Source organism: Variovorax gracilis (assembly GCF_030317115.1).
GTDB classification, from domain to species: domain Bacteria; phylum Pseudomonadota; class Gammaproteobacteria; order Burkholderiales; family Burkholderiaceae_C; genus Variovorax; species Variovorax gracilis.
In genome coordinates this window covers 174,823-192,060 of sequence record NZ_JASZYF010000009.1, presented here as the reverse complement: position 1 = coordinate 192,060, position 17,238 = coordinate 174,823, and the positions used below count along the sequence as shown (strand labels likewise).

General features: G+C 66.1%; 17 protein-coding genes. 13 read left to right on the top strand and 4 right to left on the bottom strand.

Annotation, left to right across the window (positions count from 1 at the left end; all coding sequences use genetic code 11):
- Positions 1 to 37: 37 nt before the first annotated feature.
- Positions 38 to 652: a PAQR family membrane homeostasis protein TrhA gene (gene trhA / locus QTH97_RS19230; protein ID WP_286570037.1), complete on the top strand. Its 615-nt coding sequence runs from the start codon at positions 38 to 40 to the stop codon at positions 650 to 652.
- Positions 653 to 664: 12 nt separating this feature from the next.
- On the opposite strand, the gene QTH97_RS19225 is transcribed toward trhA, so the two are convergent.
- Genes QTH97_RS19225 through QTH97_RS19210 form a run of 4 tightly spaced genes read right to left on the bottom strand, consistent with a single transcriptional unit; the run spans position 665 to position 3,822 of the window.
- A complete protein-coding gene (locus QTH97_RS19225) occupies positions 665 to 1,291 on the bottom strand; it encodes an ATP-binding cassette domain-containing protein (protein ID WP_286570036.1) in 627 nt (208 codons plus the stop codon).
- A gap of 5 nt (positions 1,292 to 1,296) precedes the next feature.
- Positions 1,297 to 2,049 (bottom strand): ABC transporter ATP-binding protein, encoded by a 753-nt coding sequence (locus QTH97_RS19220; protein WP_286570035.1) that lies wholly within the window; start codon positions 2,047 to 2,049, stop codon positions 1,297 to 1,299.
- Positions 2,046 to 2,789 (bottom strand): ABC transporter ATP-binding protein, encoded by a 744-nt coding sequence (locus QTH97_RS19215; RefSeq protein WP_286570034.1) that lies wholly within the window; start codon positions 2,787 to 2,789, stop codon positions 2,046 to 2,048. Before QTH97_RS19215 ends, QTH97_RS19220 begins: the two co-directional genes overlap by 4 nt.
- A complete protein-coding gene (locus tag QTH97_RS19210; protein WP_286570033.1) occupies positions 2,776 to 3,822 on the bottom strand; it encodes a branched-chain amino acid ABC transporter permease in 1,047 nt (348 codons plus the stop codon). The genes QTH97_RS19215 and QTH97_RS19210 overlap by 14 nt, the downstream gene beginning before the upstream one ends.
- A 98-nt stretch (positions 3,823 to 3,920) precedes the next feature.
- Between QTH97_RS19210 and QTH97_RS19205 the strand changes: the two genes are divergently transcribed.
- The 12 genes from QTH97_RS19205 to QTH97_RS19150 all read left to right on the top strand — a co-directional run bounded on the left by QTH97_RS19205 (position 3,921) and on the right by QTH97_RS19150 (position 17,210).
- Positions 3,921 to 4,793 carry a MurR/RpiR family transcriptional regulator gene (locus tag QTH97_RS19205; protein WP_286570032.1) on the top strand — a complete coding sequence of 291 codons (873 nt, stop codon included), beginning with the start codon at positions 3,921 to 3,923 and terminating at the stop codon, positions 4,791 to 4,793.
- Positions 4,790 to 6,718 carry a bifunctional 5-dehydro-2-deoxygluconokinase/5-dehydro-2-deoxyphosphogluconate aldolase gene (locus QTH97_RS19200; RefSeq protein WP_286570030.1) on the top strand — a complete coding sequence of 643 codons (1,929 nt, stop codon included), beginning with the start codon at positions 4,790 to 4,792 and terminating at the stop codon, positions 6,716 to 6,718. Before QTH97_RS19205 ends, QTH97_RS19200 begins: the two co-directional genes overlap by 4 nt.
- Before the next feature lie 21 nt (positions 6,719 to 6,739).
- Positions 6,740 to 7,645 carry an NAD(P)-dependent oxidoreductase gene (locus QTH97_RS19195; protein WP_286570029.1) on the top strand — a complete coding sequence of 302 codons (906 nt, stop codon included), beginning with the start codon at positions 6,740 to 6,742 and terminating at the stop codon, positions 7,643 to 7,645.
- A 31-nt stretch (positions 7,646 to 7,676) separates the two neighbouring features.
- Positions 7,677 to 8,996, top strand: coding sequence for an ABC transporter substrate-binding protein (locus tag QTH97_RS19190; protein WP_286570028.1), 1,320 nt, complete (start codon positions 7,677 to 7,679; stop codon positions 8,994 to 8,996).
- A gap of 19 nt (positions 8,997 to 9,015) precedes the next feature.
- Positions 9,016 to 9,945, top strand: coding sequence for a branched-chain amino acid ABC transporter permease (locus QTH97_RS19185; RefSeq protein ID WP_286570027.1), 930 nt, complete (start codon positions 9,016 to 9,018; stop codon positions 9,943 to 9,945).
- On the top strand, positions 9,938 to 10,696 hold the full coding sequence (locus QTH97_RS19180; protein WP_286570026.1) for an SDR family NAD(P)-dependent oxidoreductase: 759 nt from the start codon (positions 9,938 to 9,940) through the stop codon (positions 10,694 to 10,696). Before QTH97_RS19185 ends, QTH97_RS19180 begins: the two co-directional genes overlap by 8 nt.
- Positions 10,697 to 10,700: 4 nt before the next feature.
- On the top strand, positions 10,701 to 11,516 hold the full coding sequence (locus QTH97_RS19175) for an SDR family NAD(P)-dependent oxidoreductase (RefSeq protein ID WP_286570025.1): 816 nt from the start codon (positions 10,701 to 10,703) through the stop codon (positions 11,514 to 11,516).
- 262 nt (positions 11,517 to 11,778) lie between these two features.
- Positions 11,779 to 13,557: a nitrite/sulfite reductase gene (locus QTH97_RS19170; protein WP_286570024.1), complete on the top strand. Its 1,779-nt coding sequence runs from the start codon at positions 11,779 to 11,781 to the stop codon at positions 13,555 to 13,557.
- Positions 13,554 to 13,952, top strand: a complete 399-nt coding sequence (locus QTH97_RS19165; RefSeq protein WP_286570023.1) for a DUF934 domain-containing protein — start codon at positions 13,554 to 13,556, stop codon at positions 13,950 to 13,952. Before QTH97_RS19170 ends, QTH97_RS19165 begins: the two co-directional genes overlap by 4 nt.
- A 42-nt stretch (positions 13,953 to 13,994) precedes the next feature.
- Positions 13,995 to 14,810 carry a phosphoadenylyl-sulfate reductase gene (locus QTH97_RS19160; protein ID WP_286570022.1) on the top strand — a complete coding sequence of 272 codons (816 nt, stop codon included), beginning with the start codon at positions 13,995 to 13,997 and terminating at the stop codon, positions 14,808 to 14,810.
- A gap of 10 nt (positions 14,811 to 14,820) precedes the next feature.
- Complete coding sequence (gene cysD, locus QTH97_RS19155) at positions 14,821 to 15,777, top strand: sulfate adenylyltransferase subunit CysD (RefSeq protein ID WP_286570021.1); 957 nt, start codon at positions 14,821 to 14,823, stop codon at positions 15,775 to 15,777.
- Between the two features lie 92 nt (positions 15,778 to 15,869).
- Positions 15,870 to 17,210, top strand: coding sequence for a sulfate adenylyltransferase subunit 1 (locus QTH97_RS19150; protein ID WP_286570020.1), 1,341 nt, complete (start codon positions 15,870 to 15,872; stop codon positions 17,208 to 17,210).
- The last annotated feature ends 28 nt before the right edge of the window (positions 17,211 to 17,238 follow it).

The window sequence follows — 17,238 nt, the reverse complement described above, 5'->3', positions numbered from 1 at the left end:
ACTCGACATCTCTCATCAACCTGACTCGGCGGCCACCATGTACCACGGCGAACGATTCAACGGATACAGCCACCTGCTCGGCCTCCTGCTGGCAACGGCGGGTTCGGCTGCGTTGCTGACGAAGACGATGCCGGACGGCGACCCGGCGAAGACTGCCAGCGCGGTGGTGTTCGCAGTCTCGATGATGACGCTCTATGCGGCATCGACGCTCTTCCACAGCACGCGCGGCCGCGTGAAGCTGTTCTGGCAGCGGATGGACCATTGCGCGATCTACCTGCTCATCGCCGGGAGTTACACGCCCTTCGCGCTGGTCACTCTGCAAGGTGCGTGGGGATGGGCGCTGTTGGCGGCGATCTGGAGTGCGGCCATCTTCGGCATCGGTCGCGAACTGCGCCCCGGCGAGCCACCGAAGACGTCGCTTCTTCTCTACATGGGGATGGGCTGGCTCGGTGCCCTGGTCGGCGCGCCGCTGATCGCGCGGCTCGACGGAGAAGGACTGGCCTGGCTGATGGTCGGCGCCGCCCTGTACTCGGCGGGCACCGTGTTCTATCGAAATCCTCGCGGTTGGCGGCATGCGCACGGTACCTGGCATTTGTTCGTTCTGGGCGGCACGCTCTGCCACTACATCACGGTGACGCAGTTCGTCCTTTAGGTCGCGCCGAACCTATCGCTCGCGCGTGGGCGCGAGTGCCCCCAGGTAGGCCCTCACGCGTTCGTCCCCCAGCAGCGCCGCGAAGCTCGGCAGCTGCGTCACCACGCCCTTCTGCACGAAGATGAATCGCTCGCAACTCTCGCGCAGGATGTCGATGTGATACGGCTCGTTCGGGTGGAGGCACAAGAACACCACGCGGCCCGCACCACGGAGTTTCTTGAAGAACTCCAGCATGAAGCCGATGTAGCCGTCCTGCGTGTTGAACTGCGGCTCATCAAAGAGATGCACGAGCGGTGAATCGCTGGCGGCGTGCTCGAGCATGAAGTTCGGCCGCTTGCGCTGGAAAGAGCGCACCTGATAGGACTGGTGGTAGTGGATCGCCAGCCGGTCCCGCTCGCGCGTGCGCACCTGATGAATATCCTGACCGTTGACCAGCACCTGACCGGCGTCGGGGTGGTTGCTGCCGGTGATGAGTTCGAACAGCGTCGTCTTGCCTGAACCGTTGGGCCCCAGCACACCCACGACGGAGGGCTCGGTCACCTCGAAATCGGCCGCCAGCGAGAAAGTGACCTGCGGACGGATCAGTCCACGGGTGTATTGCTTGCCGACCCGTTCGACCTGCAGAAGCGGTGCGCCCATCGTATTCACACTCCCAGCAGTTGGCGCCGCAGCGACGCGTCGCGCCGCAACGCATCAGCCGGACCTTCGTGGACGATGGTGCCAAGGTTCATCACATAGACGCGGTCGGCGACTTCGAGCGCACTCTGCACGTTCTGCTCGACCACCAGGACCGAGACGCCTTCGGCCTTCAGCCGCGTGATGGTCTTCATCACGTCCTGCACCACCTTCGGCGCGAGGCCTTGGCTCGGCTCGTCGAAAAGCACCAGCCCGGGTGAACCGAGCAAGGCACGCGAGATGGCGACCATCTGCATTTCGCCGCCGGAGAGGTTCTCGCATTCGCGGTGCATGAGGTATTCGAGCGCGCTGAAGATCTCGAAGCACTCCTTCTCGGTCCACGCGCGAAAGCGCGACTTCTTGCGCGCGATGGCAAGGTTGCGCGCCACGGTGAGGGTCGGGAAGATGCGCCGGTCGTCCGGTACCCAGCCGACTCCGCAGCGCGCGATCTCATGGGTCGAGGCATGCGTGATATCGCGGCCGTCGAAGCGGATCGTTCCCACGCGACCCGGCGTGAGGCCGAGAATCGAGCGCAGCGTCGTGGTCTTGCCCGCACCGTTCGGGCCCAGCAGCGCCACGACCTCGCCCGAGCCCACGTGCAGCGAGACGTCGAACAGCACCTGCGTCTCGCCGTAGTAGGTGTCGATATGCTCGATGGAAAGCAGCGCAGGCTGCGCCGCCTGCCCTGGAGCAGCGACGCGTGACATCGCCACGGCGCTCATGCCAGCATCCCCAGGTTGGAGCGCGCGACCCATTCGTTCTGTCTCAACGCGTCAGGCGTGCCCTGCGCGATGACCTGGCCCCAATGGATGACAGAGATCCGGTCGGCCAGCCCGAAGAGAAACTTCATGTCGTGCTCGATGATCATGATCGTCAGGCGGCTCCTCAAGCGCGCCACCAGTTCCGCAAGGCGTGCGGTGCCTTCCGCACCGAGGCCGGCCGTCGGCTCGTCCAGGAAGAGCATGCGCGGCTCGGCCGCCAGCGCAACGCCGATCTCCAGTGCCCGGCGTTCCCCGTAGGACAGGCTCCTGGCCTGCGCCCGCTCCTTGCCCGCCAGCCCCACGCTGTCGAGCACTGTCGCCGCCAGGTCCTGCGCGGTGCTGTCCGCCCCGAGGTCTCGCCAGGGATTGAAGCCTTGCTTGCGCACGTGCGGCGTTGCGATCAGCACGTTGTCCAGGGCGGAGTAGTCGTCGAACAGATTCATGATCTGGAACGAGCGCGAGATGCCTCGGCGCGCGATCTCGCGCGGCGCGAGACCCGTGATGTCCTCGCCTGCAAATCGAACTGTGCCGCGGTCGGGCTTGTAGCGACCCGTGAGCACGTTGAAGCAGGTGGTCTTGCCGGCGCCGTTCGGGCCCATGATGCCGACGAGTTCACCCTCCTCGCAGTCGAGCGTGATGTCCTCCAGCACCACCTGGTCGCCGAAGCGCTTGGAAAGGCCTGTGGCTTCAAACAGCTTCATCCGCACCTCGCTGAGTCAACGCCGCCGATACCGCCGCGCCGGCGGCCAACGCCCGGCGGCTGGCGGATACGCGCTGCCGCCACGCCTGCCAGATGCCAGCGATGCCGTCGGGCTTGAAGATCACCATGGCCATGAAGATCAGCCCATACCAGAGCAGCCAGGTTTCCGTGTAGACGCCCAGCAGGTCGCGCGCGAGGATGAAGAAGGCAGCGCCGATCAGTGGTCCCCAGAAGCTCACGAGTCCGCCGCCGACGAGCACCATCATCACGACGAAGCCCGAGTTGTGCAGGCTCATCACGTTCGGGTATGCCGACTGCTGCGCCATCGCGAACAGCGCGCCCGCCAGCCCGGCCACACCCGCCGACAAGGTGAAGGCCAGCCACTTGTAGAACCAGACGTTGTAGCCCACGAAGGCGGCGCGGGTCTCGTTCTGCTTGATCGCGCTCAGCACGCGGCCGAGCGGCGAATGCACCAGCCGCCACAGTGCGACGAGCACCACGGCGAAGACGGCGAGGCAGAAATAGAACAGTGCGTTGTTGCTGGTGAGACTGAAGGACGCGAAGCCCAGGTCCACCGGCAGCCGCCGGATGTTGAGCAAGCCGTCCTCCCCGCCCGTCACCGTGTGCCATTTGTTGGCGATGAACCAGAACACCTGGCCGAAGGCGATGGTGAGCAAGGCGTAGTAGATGCCGCGCCGGTGCGAGATGAACAACGCGACCAGCGCGCCCATGATCGCGGCGACCAGCACCGCGCCCATCAAGTCGAACCACAGGTTCGCCCACACCTTGAGCTGCAGCAGGCCGAAGGCATAGGCCCCGATGCCGAAGTACGCGCCATGTCCGAAGGACGGCAAGCCAGTGAAGCCGAGCAGCAGGTTGTAGCCCAGCGCGAACATCATCCAGATCATGATTTCGAGCGCCAGGTACTGATACAGCCCGACCTGCGCGATCCACAGCGGCGTGGACAGCAGAAAGCCGAGCACGAAGACCATGGGCGCAGGAAAGACTGCGGCGCGACCAGCGGCGAGTTGCATGAAAAGCTTGTCTCCGGGTTCTTGAAATGTCGTTGGACAAAACAGAATGTACGTTCTAATATCGAAACGTTCAAGAACATTCATTCTATTTTTTCGACATGGATCCGATCGCCACCTACGAGCAGCTGAAGAACCGGATCGCGCAGGCCTACCCCGGCATGTCGAAGCAGCTCCAGCGCATTGCCCGTCACGCACTGGAGCGGCCGGACGACCTCGCCCTGGGTACGGTGGCGGCGATTGCAGAGGCTGCCGAGGTCCAGCCTTCCGCCATGATCCGCTTCGCGAACGCGGTGGGTTACGGCGGTTTCTCCGAGATGCAGCAGGTTTTTCGTGGCCATCTGGTGGAGCGGTCGTCGAGCTACCGCGAGCGCATCGTCGAGATGCGCCGCCAGCAAACCAATGGGGCACGCGCGCCCGGCAGCGTGCTGCACCAACTGGCGATGGACTCGGTCGGCGAGCTGGGCCAACTGGAAGAAATGATTCACGAAGCCGATCTCACGAAGGCCGTCAAGCTAATTGCCAACGCGCCGCATATCCATGTGCTGGCGCAGCGGCGGGCCTTTCCGGTCGCCGGCTACCTCGCCTACGCGCTCAGTCAACTGGAACTGCGCACGCACTTGCTCGACGGTGCCGGCGGCATGCTGCGCGAGAGCCTGCGTGCCGTGGCGCCTGGCGACGTGCTGCTCGTCGCCAGCTTTCGCAACTACTCGCCAGAGGTACTCGATGCGGCGCAGGCCGCCAGCGCCCGGGGCACCGCGGTGGTCGCGATCACCGATGGCCCGCTGTCGCCATTGAAGGCGTCCGCCAAGGTCTGCTTCGAGCTGGCCGACGATTCGTCGAAGCCCTTCCGCTCCCTGGTGGCGCCACTGTGCCTGGCGCAGGCGCTGGTCGTCAGCACCGGGCATCTCCTGGCCGAGCAGGCCAGCCATCAGCGGGCCCGCAAGACGCCCGCGGCCAGGAAGCCGTCATGACAAGACCATTCGACGTCGTCTGCATGGGCCGGGCCGCGGTCGATCTCTACGGCGAGCAGATCGGCGGCCGGCTGGAGGACATGCAGAGCTTTACCAAGTACCTGGGCGGGTCGCCCGCCAACACGGCGGTCGGCGTGGCCAGGCTGGGCCTCAAGCCTTCGATGCTCACGAGAGTGGGCGACGAGCACAACGGTCGCTTCGTGCGCGAGACGCTGGCCGCGGAAGGCGTGGACGTCAGCCATGTGAAGACCGATCTGCGTCGGCTGACGGCGCTGGTTTTCCTCGGCATACAGGACCGCGAGACCTTTCCGCTCGTCTTCTATCGCGACCACTGCGCCGACATGGCGATCGAGGAGGCCGACGTCACGCCCGGCCACATCGCCTCCGCCACCGCCCTGCTGCTCTCGGGCACGCACCTGTCGCAACCGCAGACCTATCAGGCATGCCGCACGGCGATCCAACATGCAATAGCCAGCGAGACACGCGTGGTGCTCGACATCGACTACCGCCCGGTGCTCTGGGGCCTGACCGGTCCCGGGATGGGCGAGCAGCGCTTCGTACCGTCCGATCAGGTCAGCGCGCATTTCCAGACGGTGATCCCGTCATGCGATCTGGTGGTCGGCACCGAGGAGGAAATCCACATCGCCGGCGGCAGCTCGGACACGCTGACGGCCGTCCGACGCCTGCGATCGCTCACCGACGGCACGATCGTGATGAAGCGCGGGCCGATGGGCTGCCTGGTTTTCGATGGCGCGATTCCCGATCACTTGGACGACGGCTTGCGCGGGCCCGGTTTCCCGGTCGATGTCTACAACGTGCTGGGGGCAGGCGACGCCTTCATGGCGGGCTTCCTGCGCGGTTGGCTCAAGGACGAGCCCTTGGAGCGCTGCTGCACCTATGCCAATGCGTGTGGCGCGTTGGTGGTGTCGCGCCACGGCTGTGCGCCGGCCATGGCGAGTTGGGAAGAGCTGCGGCATTTTCTTGCGCAGGGCTCGCACACGCGTCGGCTTCGCGAGGACACGCATCTGGAGCACCTCCATCGCGTGACGACGCGGATGCGTCGATGGAACGAACTCGGCATCCTCGCCTTCGACCACCGCGTGCAGCTCGACGAGCTTGCAGCGCAGCATGGCGCCGAGCCGCGAAGCGTCGAGACGTTCAAGCGGCTGGTGGCCGAAGGTGCTCGCCGCGTCGCACTGGCCGAGAGATCCGGCCCGGACGCCGGCATGATCCTCGACGGTCGCTTCGGCGCGGACATCCTGCCGACCCTCACCGGCAAGGGCTGGTGGATCGCGCGGCCGGTCGAGCTGCCCGGCTCGCGTCCGCTGGCCTTTGAATCCGACAAGCCGCTTTCGCTCGAAATGCGCGGCTGGCCCGGGGAGCACGTCGCGAAATGCCTCGTGAGCTATCACCCGGACGATACGCAGGCGCTGCGCGATGAACAGCTGGCGCGGCTCTCTGAGCTGCAGTGCGCCAGTGTCGCGACCTTTCATGAGTTCCTGATCGAAGTCATTCCGCCACGCGACCTGCCAAGCGACGAAGGCACCTTGGCCCGGGCGCTGGTACAGATCTACGAGGCCGGCATCCGCCCCGACTGGTGGAAGCTGCCGCCTTCCGATTCCACGCGGGCGTGGGAACGGATCGACGCCGTGATTCGCCAACACGACCCGCACTGCCGCGGCGTGCTGCTGCTGGGGCTGGAGGCCAGCGAAGACGAACTGCGCAATGGCTTCGAGGCAGCAGCGCCACACCCCATCTGCCGCGGCTTCGCCGTGGGCCGGTCGATCTTCGCGGACGCCGCCGCCGGATGGTTTGCCGGGCGGCTCGGCGATGCGCAGGTCGTCGACGAAATCGCCGGCCGCTACGCGCGGCTCATGCGGCTCTGGCGCGAAGCCCGGGCCGGCATCACGACCCCTCTGGCTTGAACTTTCACGGGAACCATACTCATGACCACACCCAGGATCGGCTTCATCGGCATCGGAATGATGGGCCACGGCATGGCGAAGAACCTGCTTGCGAAGGGCTTCACCCTGACCTTCAAGGCGCACCGCAACCGCGCGAATCTCGCGGACCTGCTGGCGGCAGGCGCGGCCGAGGCGGGCACCCCTGCCGCCGCTGCCCAGGCGGCCGACATCGTCTTCATCTGCGTGACCGGCTCGCCGCAGGTGGAGGACATCGTCTACGGCGCGGATGGCCTGCTGGGCGCTGCGCGCAAAGGCCTGATCGTGGTCGATACCTCGACGGCCGAGCCCTCGTCCACCACCCGCATCCGCGCCGACTTCGCGGCCAAGGGCGTGAAGTTCATCGACGCGCCGTTGGCCCGTACGCCCAAGGAGGCTGAGGAAGGCCGGCTCAACACCATGGTGGGTGCGGACCCGGAGGACTTCCAGGTCATCGAGCCGGTCCTCAAGGCCTTCTGCGAGAACATCTTCCACGTCGGCCCGCCCGGCCATGGCCATGTACTGAAGCTGGTCAACAACATGATGGCGATGAGCTTCGCCGCCTGCATCGCGGAAGCCTTCGCGGTGGCTGCCAAGTCGGGGCTGGACCTCAAGCGCCTCTACGACGTGGTGTCGGTCGGTGGAGTGAACTGCGGCATCTTCCAGATGATGACCAGTAAGACGCTCACCGACGGCTCGGTGGACGGCTTCAAGTTCGGCATTGCCAACGCACAGAAGGACCTTCGCTACTACACGCACCTCGCCGAGACGCTGCCGGTGTCGAGCTTCATGGGCGAGGCGGCGCACCAGAGCCTGATCCAGGCCGTCAACCTGGGCTTTGGCGACAGGCTGATCGCATCACTCTTCGAGGCCCAGGAAAAGGCCAGCAACGTGAAGATCATTCCGCGCTAGTCCCTCCCAACAACAGCAGGAGACAACGACCATGAAGAAGACGAACACGCCCTCCGATTCACGCCGCGCCCTGCTCAAGGGCACCGGCCTCGCCCTCGCGGGCGCGGGCCTCTACGGCGTGGCGCCCTTCATGGGCCCGTGGAAGCACAACCGCGTGTGGGCGCAGGCCGCGCAGAAGAAGCCGCTGGTCATCGGACTGACGATGGACGCCTCTGGCCAGTACGCCGCATCGGGGGGCGAGGAGCGGCTGGGCGCGATGATGGCGATCAAGGAATTCAACGACAAGGGCGGCGTGCTGGGGCGGCGCATCGAGGCCATCCACATCGACACCGAGACCACGCCGGCCACCGGATCGCGCGTGGCCGAGCGGATGATCACACGCAACGAAGCCGCCTTCCTCATCGGCGCCGTGCACTCGGGTGTGGCCAATGCGATCTCGCAGGTCGCGCAGAAGTACGGGACCATCTTTCTCAACACCAATTCGAGCTCGCCCACCGAGGCCGGCAAGGACTGCCACCGCGTGAAGTTCGTGTGGGACGGCAACGGCACCAACTTCTCGAATGCCACGGTCAAGAACGCGATCACCGCCAGCGGCCGCAACTGGGTACTCCTGACCAACGACTACGTGTGGGGCCACACGACCTCGAAGGCGACGCGCGCCATCGTCGAAGCCAACGGCGGCAAGATCGTCGACGAGCTGCTGGTGCCGCAGAACACGCGCGACTTCTCGTCCTACCTGCTCAAGCTGCAGCAGCTCAAGCCGAACGTGGTCGCGACGGCCGTGGGCGGCGACGACATCAAGGCCCTGCGCCAGCAGGTGGTGCAGCTCAAGCTGAACCAGAGCATGGCGTGGATCAACAACCAGCAGGACTGGCCGGATGTGTACGGCCTCGGCCCGGACGCGATCTTCGGCGTGTTCGGCACCACCTGGTACTACCGCCTCGACCTGCCGGGCGTGAAGGAGTTCGTGGCCGCCTACCAGAAGCAGTTCCCTGGCATGGCGATTCGCGTGCCGGGGAACGTCTATCACAACGCCTACATGGCGACGCGGGAGCTGCTGCGCTGCGTCGAGGAAGCGGGAACGACGCAGAACATCGCGGTCATCAAGAAGCTCGAAGGCCGCAAGATGACCGCGGCGGACCGTCTGCAGCACTACGACGCGTGGATCGACCCGGCGACGCACCAGTGCCAGCAGACCATCTACATGGCGCGCTACAACGATGCGCCGGTGGAGAAGGACGACATCTTCAAGATCCTGACGCAAGCCGATCCGAAGGACGTGCAGGACAAGGACGCCGCGGCCAACTGCAAGCTGGAGAGCTACGACTCGACGCCGAGCTACGACGTCTGAACCGCAGGGCCGAGACGCGATGGACTTTCTCTTGCAGTTGCTGCCCCACCTGGTCAACGGCATTTCGCTGGGGCTGCTGTTCGCGCTGATCGCGCTGGGCTTCATGCTGATCGTGGGCGTGATGGAGACCATCAACCTGGCGCACGGCTCCCTGTTTGCGCTGGGCATGTACGTCGCACTCTTCATCGTCGCGCCGCAACTCGGCATGTTTCCGGCCCTGCAGGCGGCGTACATGGCCCTGCCGATCGAAGTTCGCTACCTCTTCGCGCTGGTGCTGGCGCCGGTGTTCGTCGGCGTGTTCGGCATGCTGCTGGAGCTGTGCATGCGGCGTACCTACGGGCGCGACCCGCTCTACGGCCTGCTGCTGACCTTCGGCGCGGCGCTGGTGATCGAGGAAGGCATCCGGCTCGTCTGGGGCTCCTCCGAGAAGCAGATTCCGCTGCCGCAGGCGATCTCGGGCGCGCTGATGCTGGGCGACCTCATCTATTCGCGTTATCGCTTCTTTGCCAGCGCCTTCGCGGTGCTGATGATCTTCCTGCTGTGGCTCTTCCTCCAGAAGACGCCCTACGGCGCGATCATCAAGGCCGGCGCGCATGACAGCGAGATGGTGCGCGCACTGGGCATCAACCTGTCGCGGCTTCGGTTGTTCGTCTTCGGGCTGGGTGTGGCGCTGGCCGCGATCGCGGGCGTGGTGATGGCGCCGATCTGGGGCGTGCGGCCGCACGTGGGCGTGGATGCGGTGGTGCCGGCCTTCCTGATCATCGTGCTGGGGGGCGTGGGTTCGCTCTGGGGCGCGGTGATCGCAGGCCTGATGGTGGGCATGGTCGTAGGGCTCACTGGCTCCTATGCGTCGGAATGGTCCCTGATGTCGATGTACCTGCTGTTCATCGCGGTCGTCACCTTCCGCTCGCGCGGACTGTTCGGAAAGAAGAGCGTGCTCGATGCCTGAACTTCAACCGAAGCCCTTGCAGGGCAAGGTCGCACTGGTCACCGGGGCGGCCGGCACGATGGGCCTGGCGGCGGCGCGGTTCCTGCTCGACGACGGCTGCAAGGTTGCGCTCGTGGATGCCAGCCGCGACCGGACCTTCGCGCTCGCGGCGGAGCTGGGCGCCGGCGCCCTGCCCTTCTGCTTCGACGTCAGCGACCCCGCGGCCGTGCAACGCGGCCACGGGCAGATCGTCGATGCCTTCGGGCCGGTCGACGTGCTGGTCAACAACGCCGGGATCCTGTCGAACAACAAGGCGGAAGCGACCGACGCCGCGGAATGGCGGCGCGTGCTCGCGGTGAACCTGGATGGCGCCTTCTACCTTTCGCAGCAGGTGATGCCGTCGATGAAGGCGCGACGGGCCGGCCGCATCATCAACACCTGCTCGCTGGCGGCGAAGACCGGCGGGCTCACGGCGGGGACGGCGTATTCCGTCTCCAAGGGCGCGCTGACCTCGCTGACTTTCTCGCTCGCCCGGGAACTGGCATCCTTCGGCGTCACCGCCAACGGCATTTCGCCGGCCTATGTGAAGACACCCATGATCACCGAGCAACTGACCGAGCAGCAAAGGCAGGCCCTGCTGAAGGACATTCCGGTCGGCCGCTTCTGCGAGCCGGACGAGTTTGCGCACGTCGTGCGCTTTCTCGCGTCGCCGCTCGCCGGCTTCATCACCGGGGAGATCGTCGATCTCAACGGCGGCTTGCTCATGGACTGACCGCATGGAAGAAGGACTCACGCCGCGCATCGACTTTGCTCGCGAGCTGTCGGGCCTGTTCAGGCTGGAAGGCCGGGTCGCATACATCCCTGGCGGCTATGGCGGCATCGGCGAAGCCATCGCCTGGGCGATGGCGCTGGCCGGAGCCAAGGTGGCGGTGTCGGGACGGGACGAAGCCAAGGCGCAGGCCTTGGCGGCGTCGCTCCAGGCGGCCGGCCATGAAGCGCTGGGCGTTGCCATGGACGCGCATTCGGTCACCGGCATGCAGGCGTCGGTCGACGCCGTCGCGGCGCACTTCGGCAGGCTCGACGTGCTGATGAACTGCATCGGCATCCAGCGGGAGCAAGCCTTGCTCGATGTGACTGAAGAGGCTTTCGACGAGGTCGTCCAGGTCAATCTCAAGACAGCGATGTTTCTGGCGCAGGCGGTGGCAAGACACCAGATTGCGGGCGGCCGCGGGGGAGCGCAGGTGCACCTGCTGTCGGTGCGCTCCCAACTGGGACTGCGCGGCCGCGGCTACTCGGCGTATGCGAGCAGCAAAGGCGGCCTGGTCATGCTGATCCGCCAGCACGCCGCCGAACTGGCGCCGCACGGCATCACGGTCAACGGGGTCGCGCCGACGGTCGTCCGAACCGAGATGGCGCGCCACTGGCTGGCAAACCCCGAAACGCACCGGCAGTTGCTGGAACGCATTCCGCTCGGCCGGGTGGCGGACCCGAAGGACGTGGCAGGCGCAGCCGTGTTCTTCTGCGCGCCGGCCGCGGCATTCGTGACGGGCCAGGTGCTGTATCTGGACGGCGGCATCAACGCCACGCAATGACGCGCACGCGGGGGCGCGTCCTTTCCTAGAATCACCCCGGGATTCGGCCCCGGACCCGTCGCTCCAACGGCGATCCGGACGTCGCTCGCCTTATCCGGAATAAGCATTCCATCGCCCGCAAACCCGCATGGTGGCTGGCGAATAAGCTTATCCGCATAAGGCGCGAACCAAAAAATAGTTTGTTTCCATAAGGCTCGCTTCTACATTCCTGGGCTCGCGTTGACGGGCCGTGGACGCACCGCCTTCCAGCAACTGACACACGATGTACCAATACACAGATTTCGACCGCCAGTTCGTGCACCTGCGCGCGGCTCAATTCCGCGACCAGCTCGAACGTTGGCAAACGGGCAAGCTCTCCGAGGACGAATTCCGTCCCCTGCGGCTGCAAAACGGCTGGTATGTGCAGCGCTACGCGCCGATGCTGCGCGTGGCGGTGCCTTATGGCGAGCTGTCGAGCCGGCAGCTGCGCGTGCTGGCCAAGATCGCGCGCGTCTACGACGAGCCCGAGGCCGAGGTCTACAAGACCGCGCTGGCCACCCAGGGCAAGCTCGGCACGCACAAGCTGCCGACGCACTACGCGCACTTCACGACGCGCCAGAACGTCCAGTACAACTGGATCCCTCTGTCCAAGTCGGCCGACGTGATGGACCTGCTGGCCTCGGTCGACATGCACGGCATCCAGACCAGCGGCAACTGCATCCGCAACATCACCAGCGACGAGCGTGCCGGCGTGGCCATCGACGAAATCGCCGATCCGCGCCCTTACGCCGAAATCATGCGGCAGTGGAGCACGCTGCACCCCGAGTTCGCCTTCCTGCCGCGCAAGTTCAAGATCGCGATCACCGGCGCCGCGGAAGACCGCGCCGCCACCGGCTGGCATGACGTCGGCCTTCACCTGGTGAAGAACGACGCGGGCGAGCTGGGCTTTCGCGTGCAGGTCGGCGGCGGCATGGGCCGCACGCCGATCATCGGCACGGTGCTGCGCGAGTTCCTCCCGTGGAACCAGATCATGAATTACCTCGAAGCGGTGATCCGGGTCTACAACCGCTACGGCCGTCGCGACAACATCTACAAGGCGCGCATCAAGATCCTGGTGAAGGCCGAGGGGCAACGCTACATCGACGATGTCGAGGCCGAGTACAAGCAGATCATCGAGCACGACGGCGCGCCGCACACGATCACCCAGGCCGAGCTCGACCGCGTGAGCGCCTCTTTCGTGCCGCCGACATTGGCGACCCGCGTATTCCGCAGCGCCGAGGAAACAGACGCCGAACTTCGCGCCCAGGCAGCCGACGACGTGATGTTCGCGCGCTGGCTGGCGCGCAACGTGGCGCCGCATCAGAATCCGGCGCTGCGTGCCGTCACGCTGTCATTCAAGCGCCGCCTGCAGGCGCCCGGCGATGCTTCCGCCGACCAGCTCGACACCGCGGCCCTGCTGGCCGACCGCTTCAGCGCCGGCGAAGCCCGCGTCACGCACGACCAGAACCTCCTGCTGCCCTGGGTGCACGCCGAAGACCTGCACGCCCTGTGGCTCGCCGCACGAGAAGCCGGCTTTGCCAGCGCCAACGTGCACCTGCTGACCGACATGATCGCCTGCCCCGGCGGCGACTTCTGCGCGCTTGCGAACGCGCGCTCGATCCCGATCGCCGAGGCCATCACCGAGCGCTACCAGGACCTGGACGAACTCGACGACCTCGGTGAGATCGACCTGCACATCAGCGGCTGCATCAACTCCTGCGGCCACCACCACAGCGGCCACATCGGCATCCTCGGCGTCGACAAGGACGGGAAGGAGTGGTACCAGGTCACCCTCGGCGGCTCCGACGGCTCCGCGCTCAGCGGTGCGGCGCAGCCCGGCAAGGTGGTCGGCCCCTCGTTTTCCGCGGCCGAGGTGCCGGACGTGATCGAGGCCGTGCTCAACACCTACCGCGACACCCGCGAGGCGGGCGAGACCTTCATCGATGCGCTGCGGCGCGTCGGCATCGAGCCTTTCAAGGCCGCCGCCAACGGCGCGCGCTTCAAGGTCGAGGAGGCCGCATGAACAAGACGCTTCAACTGATTGCCGCCGAAGACCACGTGGACAACGGCGACCCTAACGTGCTGCAACTTCCCAACGACGCCGATCCGCTGGCGATCGAGGTGTGCCTCGACGACGTGGAACGCATCGATCTGGACTTCCCGAAGTTCACCGATGGCCGCGCCTACAGCCAGGCTTTCCTGCTGCGCCGCCGCCTCGGCTTCAAGGGAGACATTCGCGCCACCGGCGACGTGCTGATCGATCAACTGGTGCAGATGCAGCGCACCGGCTTCTCGAGCGCCGTCCTGAAGGAAGGCGTGGATGCCACCGCCGCACAGCGCCAGTTCGACCGTTTCGCCGCTTTCTACCAGGGCGACGCGGTGCAAGCGACGCCCATCTTCAAGCGCGAAACAGCCTGAACTCCATCCACCAGCCAGCGCCCTGCGCCCAGCCAATTCGACATGAACGCCATCTCGCTCTACGCCAAGCCCTCCTCCGATTTCGACGACAAGCTCGCCGAGACCGTGGCACTGCTGCGCGGGGCAGCGGCCGAGTTCACGCCGATCACGCAGGCTTCCAGCCTGGGGGCGGAGGACATGGTCGTGACGGACATCCTGCATCGCTTCCAGGTACAGAGCGGCGTCTTCGTGCTCGAAACCGGCAAGCTGCACGCCGAGACCCTGGGCTTGCTCGACCGCCTGCAGACGCACTACGGCCGCGAGGTGGAGGTGTACCGCCCCGTCGCGGATGATGCGGCCGCCTTCGTCAAGGAAAACGGCGAGGAAGCGATGTACCGCAGCCTCGAACTGCGCAAGGCCTGCTGCCACATCCGCAAGATGGAGCCGCTCGAGCGCGCGCTCGCCGGCAAGCGCGCCTGGATCACGGGCCTGCGGCGCGAACAATCCGGCGCGCGCGCAGAGGTCGAGTTCATCGAGCAGCAGCCCGAGCGCGTCAAGATCAATCCGCTCGCACGCTGGACCTGGGGCGATGTGTGGCACTACATCGCCATCCACAAGGTGCCCTACAACCCGCTGCACGACCAGTTCTACCCCAGCATCGGTTGCGCGCCCTGTACCCGGGCCGTGACGCTCGGGGAAGACTTCCGGTCCGGACGCTGGTGGTGGGAACAGGAAAGCGCAAAGGAATGCGGCCTGCACGTCGCCGCGGACGGCAGCCACGAGGGCGAGGAGCCCGCTGCCTTCGAGCCCCTGTCCGCTGTCTCGCCCGTCTCACCGCTTCCGAACCGAGCCATCCCCATTCGTGCCATCCCGAACTGAGCCCCGCTTCATGAACGCCCGTACCGACACCGACCTGCTCCTGCAATCCACATCGCAGTCGCTCGCGCGCCTTTCCAACACGCAACTCGACGCGCTGGAAGAAGAGACCATCTTCATCCTGCGCGAAGTCGCCGCATCCTTCGAGCGGCCGACGCTGCTGTTTTCGGGCGGCAAGGACTCGCTGGTGCTGCTCAAGTGCGCGGAAAAGGCCTTCGGCATCGGCCGCATCCCCTACCCGCTGCTGATGATCGACACCGGCCACAATTTCCCCGAAGTGACCGACTTCCGCGATGCCCGCGCCAAGGAACTCGGCGCAGAGCTGATCGTGCGCAACGTCGAGGACTCGATGAAGCGCGGCACGGTGCGGCTTGCGCACCCCGACGAATCGCGCAATGTGCACCAGTCGGTCACCCTGCTCGAAGCCATCGAGGAATTCCGCTTCGACGCACTGATCGGCGGCGCGCGCCGCGACGAGGAAAAGGCCCGCGCCAAGGAGCGCATCTTTTCGCATCGCGACAGCTTCGGCCAGTGGCAGCCCAAGGACCAGCGCCCGGAGCTGTGGACGCTGTTCAACACCCGATTGGCGCCCGGCGAGCACTTCCGCGTGTTCCCGATCTCGAACTGGACCGAACTCGACGTGTGGCAGTACATCGAGCGCGAGAACATCGCCCTGCCTTCGATCTACTACACGCACAAGCGCGAAGTGGTGGAGCGCCGCGGCCTGCTGGTGCCAGTGACCGAACTCACGCCGCCACGCGATGGCGAGCAGATCGAGGTGCGCGACGTTCGCTTCCGCACGGTCGGCGACATCACTTGCACCTGCCCGGTCGACAGCCTGGCCGCCGATGCCGGCGACGTGGTGATCGAGACGCTGGCCGCCGATGTGAGCGAGCGCGGTGCCACCCGCATGGACGACAAGACGTCCGAAGCCTCGATGGAAAAGCGCAAGAAAGACGGGTACTTTTGACTCGCCCCCCCGGCCGGGGCAACACCTGCGGACCGGCGGAGCCGGATCGGCGGTGTTTCTGGCGTGAGCCTGACAGCATTTGAGAATTGAACATGAACGTGACCACTGCAAACCCTGCTTCCGCCGAATCCCATGCCGCCGAGACCGGCGCGGCGCTGCGCTTCATCACCTGCGGCAGCGTGGACGACGGCAAGAGCACGTTGATCGGCCGGCTCCTGGTCGACAGCAAGACCGTGCTGCAGGATCAACTGGCTGGCGTCCAGCGCGGCGGCGAGACCGATCTGGCGCTGCTGACCGACGGGCTCTCCGCCGAGCGCGAACAGGGGATCACGATCGATGTGGCCTATCGCTACTTCTCGACGGCGCATCGCAAGTTCGTGATCGGCGACGCGCCCGGCCATGAGCAGTACACGCGCAACATGGTCACGGCCGCTTCGAGCGCCGATGCGGCCGTTGTGCTGGTCGATGCGACCAAGCTGGCCTGGGCGGCCGAGGTCGGCGACGGCGAAGTCGTCAGGCGCGAGTTGCTGCCGCAGACCCGCCGCCACACCTTGCTGTGCCATCTGCTGCGCGTGCAGTCGATCGTGTTCGCGGTCAACAAGCTCGACGCCATCGACGACGCCGAACTGGCTTTCGAACGCATCTCGCTCGCACTCGCGAATTTCGCGGAAGCCGCTGGCGTGGAAGTCGCCGCCACGGTGCCGATCTCGGCGCTCAAGGGCTGGAACGTCGCTTCGCGCCATCCCGACTGGGCCGGCTACGAGGGTCCCAGCCTGCTCGAACTGCTGGAGCAACTGCCGGTCACCGCGCAGGACGAAGCCGTGCCTTTCGCCTTCCCGGTGCAGTGGGTCGAGAAGTTCTCCGCTTCGGCAGACACCTCGCGCGGCCGCCGCGTGTTCTGGGGCCGCGTCGCCAGCGGGCATATCGAGCCTGGCCAACGCGTGACCGTGCTGCCGAGCAACCAGACCGCCACTGTCGCGCAGGTGCTGAGCCACACACGCCAACAGAAGACCGTGCACGCGGGCCACAGCGCCGGCATCGTCCTGGATCGGGAACTCGACGTGTCGCGCGGCGACTGGCTGCTCGAGCCCGGTGCCTTCGAACCGTCGCGCGAGATCACCGCCACCATCGCCTGGCTCGACGACGAGCCGCTCGTCGCGGGCCGGGTGTACTGGGCGCTGCAGGGTCATCGCTGGGTCAAGGCCAAGGTCGCGCGCATCGTGGATCGCGTGAACATCACGACCCTCGACTCCGAGCCGGCCGACCAGCTCGAAGCCAACGCCATCGGCGACGTGGTGCTGAGCTTGCAGCAGCCGCTGGCAGTGCTGCCCTTCACGCAATCGCGCGCGCTGGGCTCGCTGATCCTCGTCGACACCGCCTCTCACCGGACCTCCGCCGCCGTGCTGGTGCGTCCCGCGGCCGCAAAGGCCTAAAATTCGGGGTTTTCCCGATCATTCCTCC

What these genes read in the sequence shown, in the direction of transcription:
- QTH97_RS19190 (WP_286570028.1), top strand. Translation starts at nt 7,677, where the DNA reads ATGAAGAAGACGAACACGCCCTCCGATTCACGCCGCGCCCTGCTCAAG.
- QTH97_RS19210 (WP_286570033.1), bottom strand. Translation starts at nt 3,822, where the DNA reads ATGCAACTCGCCGCTGGTCGCGCCGCAGTCTTTCCTGCGCCCATGGTC.
- QTH97_RS19220 (WP_286570035.1), bottom strand. Translation starts at nt 2,049, where the DNA reads ATGAGCGCCGTGGCGATGTCACGCGTCGCTGCTCCAGGGCAGGCGGCG.
- QTH97_RS19205 (WP_286570032.1), top strand. Translation starts at nt 3,921, where the DNA reads ATGGATCCGATCGCCACCTACGAGCAGCTGAAGAACCGGATCGCGCAG.
- QTH97_RS19215 (WP_286570034.1), bottom strand. Translation starts at nt 2,789, where the DNA reads ATGAAGCTGTTTGAAGCCACAGGCCTTTCCAAGCGCTTCGGCGACCAG.
- trhA (WP_286570037.1), top strand. Translation starts at nt 38, where the DNA reads ATGTACCACGGCGAACGATTCAACGGATACAGCCACCTGCTCGGCCTC.
- QTH97_RS19160 (WP_286570022.1), top strand. Translation starts at nt 13,995, where the DNA reads ATGAACGCCATCTCGCTCTACGCCAAGCCCTCCTCCGATTTCGACGAC.
- QTH97_RS19185 (WP_286570027.1), top strand. Translation starts at nt 9,016, where the DNA reads ATGGACTTTCTCTTGCAGTTGCTGCCCCACCTGGTCAACGGCATTTCG.
- QTH97_RS19170 (WP_286570024.1), top strand. Translation starts at nt 11,779, where the DNA reads ATGTACCAATACACAGATTTCGACCGCCAGTTCGTGCACCTGCGCGCG.
- QTH97_RS19225 (WP_286570036.1), bottom strand. Translation starts at nt 1,291, where the DNA reads ATGGGCGCACCGCTTCTGCAGGTCGAACGGGTCGGCAAGCAATACACC.
- QTH97_RS19195 (WP_286570029.1), top strand. Translation starts at nt 6,740, where the DNA reads ATGACCACACCCAGGATCGGCTTCATCGGCATCGGAATGATGGGCCAC.
- QTH97_RS19200 (WP_286570030.1), top strand. Translation starts at nt 4,790, where the DNA reads ATGACAAGACCATTCGACGTCGTCTGCATGGGCCGGGCCGCGGTCGAT.
- QTH97_RS19180 (WP_286570026.1), top strand. Translation starts at nt 9,938, where the DNA reads ATGCCTGAACTTCAACCGAAGCCCTTGCAGGGCAAGGTCGCACTGGTC.
- QTH97_RS19175 (WP_286570025.1), top strand. Translation starts at nt 10,701, where the DNA reads ATGGAAGAAGGACTCACGCCGCGCATCGACTTTGCTCGCGAGCTGTCG.
- cysD (WP_286570021.1), top strand. Translation starts at nt 14,821, where the DNA reads ATGAACGCCCGTACCGACACCGACCTGCTCCTGCAATCCACATCGCAG.
- QTH97_RS19165 (WP_286570023.1), top strand. Translation starts at nt 13,554, where the DNA reads ATGAACAAGACGCTTCAACTGATTGCCGCCGAAGACCACGTGGACAAC.
- QTH97_RS19150 (WP_286570020.1), top strand. Translation starts at nt 15,870, where the DNA reads ATGAACGTGACCACTGCAAACCCTGCTTCCGCCGAATCCCATGCCGCC.